Annotated in this window: 4 protein-coding genes; 1 reads left to right on the top strand and 3 read right to left on the bottom strand. The window is 72.2% G+C overall.

The annotated features are described in order from the left end of the window. The first annotated feature begins 155 nt into the window (after window positions 1-155). Entirely contained in the window at window positions 156-647 is a 492-nt protein-coding gene (locus ACFWGJ_RS40950) for a MarR family winged helix-turn-helix transcriptional regulator (protein ID WP_387334044.1), read from the top strand. A 6-nt stretch (window positions 648-653) separates the two neighbouring features. On the opposite strand, the gene ACFWGJ_RS40945 is transcribed toward ACFWGJ_RS40950, so the two are convergent. From ACFWGJ_RS40945 to ACFWGJ_RS40935, 3 genes are all read right to left on the bottom strand, one after another. Next, window positions 654-2,411, bottom strand: a complete 1,758-nt coding sequence (locus ACFWGJ_RS40945; protein WP_387334043.1) for a PP2C family protein-serine/threonine phosphatase — start codon at window positions 2,409-2,411, stop codon at window positions 654-656. Between the two features lie 307 nt (window positions 2,412-2,718). After that, window positions 2,719-3,102, bottom strand: coding sequence for an STAS domain-containing protein (locus ACFWGJ_RS40940; protein ID WP_387334042.1), 384 nt, complete (start codon window positions 3,100-3,102; stop codon window positions 2,719-2,721). Window positions 3,103-3,331: 229 nt separating this feature from the next. Beyond that, window positions 3,332-5,737, bottom strand: coding sequence for a SpoIIE family protein phosphatase (locus ACFWGJ_RS40935; protein ID WP_387334045.1), 2,406 nt, complete (start codon window positions 5,735-5,737; stop codon window positions 3,332-3,334). Window positions 5,738-5,872 lie beyond the last annotated feature (135 nt).

The raw sequence follows: 5,872 nt of genomic DNA, 5'->3' as shown, positions 1-5,872 counted from the left end.
GGGGAGGGCCGGGCCGTTCGCGGTCATGGGGGCGACCCCGCCGGACGGGCATCGGGGGAACGCGGGCTGTGTACGGTCCCCAGGTTCGGGTAGGGCGGACGTACACGACCCACTGTCCTGGCCGGAGCCGACCGAGAACCGAAAGAGAAGTGCGTGTGACCACTCCCGAGCCGGATCGCCCACAGCGCGCCGGCCACCCGCCGGACACGCTCGCCGATCAGGTCCTGGACGCGGTGGAGAGCCTCGTGACGCTGTGGTTCGCGGCGACCGCGGGCGACCCGCCCCGTCTGCCCACCCGGCAGCTGCTCGCGCTGCAGACCGTGCGCAGACTGCCGGAACTCAACCTCACCGCCCTGGCCGAGCACCTCGGCATGGCGCTGCCCACCGCGAGCCGGCTGTGCGGCCGCCTCGAAGCAGCCGGGCTGCTGCGGCGCACCGTCCGACCGCACAGCCGCCGTGAGGTGCAGCTCGTGGTCACCTCCCAGGGGCGGCGGCTCCTGGCCGACGTCACCCAGCACCGCTCCCTGAGCCTCACCGGAGTGTTCGCGATGATGACACCGGGGGAGCGGGCCTCGCTGCAACAGGGCCTGCACGCCTTCCACCGGGCCCACACCCGCGTACGCCCGCAGCCGCCACAGCTCGGCTGAGACCGCTCAGAACGCCAGCCCGGTGGGGGTCCTCGCCAGCTCCGCCGCCCGGCTGTGGAGATGGCACAGCAGCAGACACACGTCGTCGTCGCGCTCGGAGTCGGCCAGCAGCGGATGCAGCAGACTGTCGGCCGAGGCGTCCAGGTCGGCGTCGAGATCCGCGGAGCGGAAGGTGCCGAGCGCCGCCGCGAGCCGCTCGATGCCCGGGTCTATGCCCTGTGCGCGGCGCTCGACCAGCCCGTCCGTGTAGAGCGCCAGGGTCGAACCGGGCGTGAGGGTCACGGTGTGGTCCTTGATCACCTGCTGCAGCGGGATGCCGAGCATCGCACCGGGCTTGGCGTCGAGCGTGTGCACCCTCCCGTCCGGGGTGCGCAGCACGGGTGGCGGATGGCCCGCCGCGGCCCAGGTCAGCGTCGGGTCGTCGGGATGGAAGCGGGCGATGACGGCGGTGGCGTACAGATCGGGCTGCAGGTGGTGCAGGAAGATGTGCAGCTTGGTCAGGAGCTCGCCGGGGGTGCCGCCGTCGACGGCGTACGCGCGCAGCGCGGTGCGCAGCTGGCTCATCATGACGGCGGCGTGCAGTCCGTGCCCGGTGACGTCGCCGATGACGGTGATGAGGCTGCCGTCGGGCTGACGGAAGGCGTCGTACCAGTCGCCGCCGATGTTCAGACCGTGGGTGGCCGGCAGATAGCGCGCGGCCAGATGCAGCCCCGGGGTGGTGGGCAGATCCGTGAGCAGGGCCCGCTGCAGGGTCTCGGCGATGTCCCGGTTGTGCTCGAAGCGCCGGGCGTTGTCGATCGCCACCCCGGCCCGCCGGGTGAGCTCGATCAGCATGACGACGTCGTCGGCGTCCCACCGGCCGGCCGCCGGCGTCAGGATCAGGACCCCCTGCGGCGTCCGCCGGGTCCCCAGCGGAATGCACAGCAGGGGCGCCGCGGGAAGCAAAGCCGAGGAGGGATGGTCGTCGACCCCGGGCAGGTCGCCGGGATGGTCGGCGGCGTACTGCGGGCGCCCGGTACGGGCCGCGACCACGGCGGCGGCCGGACGCGGCGCGTTCACGCGGTCCTCGTCGTCCCCGTCGAAGAGCCATACGTCAACACTGCCGGCGTACTCCGGAACCAGCAGGCTCTGCAGCCGGCGGACGACCTCGTCGTGGTTGAGCGAGGCCGTCAGCACCGCGCTCGCGTCGGCCAGGAACGTCAGTCTTCGGCGCGCGGTCTCCGCCTCACTGCGCGCCTTGCGCTCGGCCACCAGGAGGTCGCGCTGGGCCCGGCCCGCCGCGTCCAGTTCGGCGTGCAGGGCCAGTACGCCGTGATTCGTCTGGTCCAGTTCCTCCCGGTGGAAGGCGACCAGGTCCTCCTGCTCGCCCAGTCGCTCCAGCACCAGGGCCGTGTCCTCGTCGGCGCCCAGCAGCGCCTCGGCCAGTGTCTCGTGGTCGTCCGCCGGGAGTCCGGCATCCGTCGTGGGAGCACCCTCGGTGCAGGCGACCGTCATGTGCCACGGCGTGCCCCCCTCGTCGTCCGTGGCGTCGCACGAGATCACGGCGGCCCGCAGCAGACCGTCCTCGGACGGTTCGGTGGCCGTCTCCACCTCCAGTCGCCAGGTCCCGCCCCGGGTGACGCACTGCCGCAGCCGGGCGCCGAGTGCGGCCGTCAGACGGGTCCGCTCCAGGTCGGACACCCCGTGCGCGGCGGCCAGGCGTGCCGCGTCGGCACGGGCCCGGGCGGCGTCGGGGACGGTGGAGATGTGCCAGGTACGAATCATGGTGTGCGGTCCGACGGAGTGGGGGCCGGTGCGGCGACGGCGATGTCGTCCCCCACGGGCCGGGCGGAACTGCTCGCGTCGCGCGCCCGACGGGCGGCGATCACAGCAGGGTGGAAGGACGTGAGGTCCGCGTCCGGGGGCGAAGCCCATCGGCTCGGCGGTCCGTGACCGGTCGTGGCTCCTCGCCCGGTCACGGCGCCCGGCCCGGCACGGTTCACTTTCCTTGCCTTCGTCAAATGTTGTCAGACAACAACTGTCGTACGTGACGGTCCTCCGCCGTCCCCCGAGGGCGGAGCACGGGTGGCGCTCAGGCCAAGTCGCTGCGCTGCTGCTTGTCCACGAGCGCGAGCGCGTCCTCGACGCCGTTGGACACGGGCACGGTGATGCTGACACCGGTGAGGTCGAGGATCCGTCGCACGGGCGGCGTCGGCGCGATGATGTGCACGCTCCCGTCGAGCTCCCGCGTCTGCTGGTACGCCCTGATGATGATGTTCATACCGGACGAGTCCATGAAGGGAACGGCCGCGAGGTCCAGCAGGAAGTGACGACGACCGTGCTGGAACTGGTTCGCCAGATGGTGCTGGAGTCCCGTCGCGGTGTCGATGTCCAGATGTCCCTCGACCGTGAGCAGGACGACGTCCTCGCGAGGCAGGGACACCTCTACGGACAACGGGTTCTGGGCTATGGACACAAGTACCTCCCACAAATTCATGACGGTCTGGGGCGGCTACCCCCGTACGCGCTTTCGATGCCGTCGCCGACGGCACTCGCGACGTGATCAAACTCTCGTCGGCGGTTTCTTGCGGCACGCGCGGGCCATGGCCTCACCAGCGGATCTGTGTCTCTCGTCGCACATGCCCGCGCGTCTACCCCGGCTCCGCCCCCGCATGCGGATCTTCTCGTTCCCGGCATCCGCGCGCCTACGACACGCGGATGCCCACGATGCAGGTGTCGTCGTCGGTGTCCGACCTGCTGTACGTGAGAAGCCGGTCCAGCTGCTGGTCGAGCGTGCACGGCGCCGTGCGGACCGTGGTGAGCAGCTGGGTCATGGACTCCTCCATCGTGCGGTCCCGCCGCTCGATCAGGCCGTCCGTGTACATCAGCAGGGTGTCGTCGGCCGCCAGCTGCACCTCGTCCTCGGCGTACGTCACCTCGGGCACCGCGCCCAGCAGCAGGCCCTTGAGGAGGGGCAGGGACACCGCCTCCGCGTCCCGCACCAGTACGGGCGGCAGATGACCTGCCCTGGCCCAGCGCAACGTCCGGGTGTCCGGGTCGTAGATGCCGCAGACCGCGGTCGCGGTGATGGAGCCCGTCAGATGGTGCGCCACGCTGTTGAGCCAGGTCAGCAGCTGGCCGGGGCCGGCCCCCGTCACCGCGAGCCCGCGCAGGGCGTTGCGCAGGACGACCATGCTCGTCGCGGCCTCTATGCCGTGCCCGGCCACGTCACCCACGCACAGCAGCACCAGACCGGACGGCAGCACGACCGCGTCGTACCAGTCGCCGCCCACGAGCTGTTCGGTCTCGGCGGGCCGGTAGCGGACGGCCACGTCGAGCCGGGGCGCCTGCAGCGGGGCCTGCGTCGGGGGCATGATGGCGTGCTGCAGCTGCAGTGTCAGCCGGTTGCGTTCGGTCGCCTGCTGCTCGGAGTGCGCGAGCTGGTCACGCGTGGCGGCCAGCGCGACCTCCGTCCAGTGCTGGGCCGAGATGTCCTGGTAGGCCCCGCGCAGGACGAAGGGCCGGCCGTCGGCGTCGAGCACCGGCTCCGCCACCACGCGGATGTGGCGGGTCACGTCGTCGGGCCGCTGCAGCCGGACGGCCGCTGCGGCGGGACGCCGGTGGTGGAGCAGCGTGCGCAGGAAGCGGCCGATGGGGACGGCGTCGTCCGGGTGGGCGTGCAGGGCCAGCTCCTCCAGCGGCACGGGACCGCTCGCCGGCGATCTGCCGTACAGGCTGAAGAGCTGGCCGTTCCAGGTGATCTCGCCCGTGAGCAGGTTCTCCTCGAAACCGCCGATGCGGCCCAGACGCTGGGCGTGTTGGAGCAGACTCGCCAGCCGTGCCGTCTCGTCCTCGATGCGCCAGATCAGCAGCACGCTGTTGCCGTGGCGGCTGATGCTGATGTCGGCCACGGTCGCCAGCGCCACCTGGTCGACGAGGGCCGTCAGATTCATGCGCTGGGCGCGGAACGGCTCGCCGGTGGCGTAGACGCGCTCGACCCGCTGGAAGAGTTCGCTCTCCCCGGCGGCCATCGGGTAGGCCTCCAGGAGCAGGGAGCCGCTGATGAGGCCCCGGGGCCGGCCCGCCGGATCCAGGAAGCGGCTGTTGACGTGATGGATGTGGAAGTCGACGAGCTGCCCGCCGTCGAGGTACGGGACGAGGACCAGCGCGGGATCGTGCAGTCCGTCGGCCAGGTCCACCAGCTCGACGGCGTCCGGCAGGACACGGGGCTCGCCGGCGGTGTCGCCGTCGTGCACGAACGCGTACGTCTCCAGGGTGTGGGCGCACAGTTCCGCCAGCGCCTCGATCTGGCGGATCACCTGGGGCGACTGCGGTTCCAGGGGAGTGGGCCAGACGACTTCGAGGACGCCGTGGACCCGCCCGCCCGTGCCGGCGGGCAGGGCGGCCCTTCCTCCGTCGGGGTAGTGGTGCTGGCCGATGGAGGGCAGGCCCGTCTCCGCGAGGGAGCCGATCCACTGCCCCGTGCGCTCGGCGAGACTCGTCCGGGCCACCGTCAGCACACCGGGGGGCACATAGTGCCAGCGCCCGGCCTCCGCGGGGGAGAACCCGGCGCTGCCCGCGAGCGTCAGCGAACCGTCGGACCCCGCGGTCCAGATGGCCACGCCCACCGCGCCCAGCGGGGTCAGCGCGTGATGGAAGAGGGAGTCGGCGACGGCCTGTGTGTCGGGGGCCGCCAGTGCGCCGCTCTCGGCCTCCCGCAGCCGTACCGCGGCGGAGCGCTCGCTCTCCGCGCGCCGGGCCGAGGGGCTCTCGTTGCCCTTCGCGCCGTCGAGGAAGGCCCCCGTCACGTCCGAGAGGCGGTCGCGGGCGGACTGGTTGATGACGTCGACGGCGAGTTCGAGCGGTGTCACCTTCGCCTGTTCGGCCAGCTCGGCGAGCTGGCGGGCGGCCTGGGCCGGGCCGCACCCCAGCCGCTCGACCAGGATGCCCTTGGCGAGTTCGATCAGGGCGCGCCCGTCGGCCTCGGCCTGGGCGGCCTGCACCTCGCGGCGCAGCCGCTCCACGGTCGCGGCCAGCTTGCCCACGGGGTAGCTGGTGCTGAGGGCGGTCGGCGCGTCGGCCACCGTGTCCACGTCCGCGTGTACGTCCACCACTGCTGTTGCGTCTGCCCTCACGTCGCCGGCGTCGTCGCCGGTCTCTTCGGACGCGTCAGGGTGTTCTTCTGGAAGGCTCACGATGCCTTTGCTCCTCGGCGGGGATGCCCATGGGGGCGGGTCGCGGGGACC

The organism is Streptomyces sp. NPDC060205, assembly GCF_042728395.1.
GTDB lineage: Bacteria > Actinomycetota > Actinomycetes > Streptomycetales > Streptomycetaceae > Streptomyces.
The sequence above is the reverse complement of the archived record's forward strand: the minus strand, read 5'-3'. Positions and strand labels throughout refer to the sequence as shown.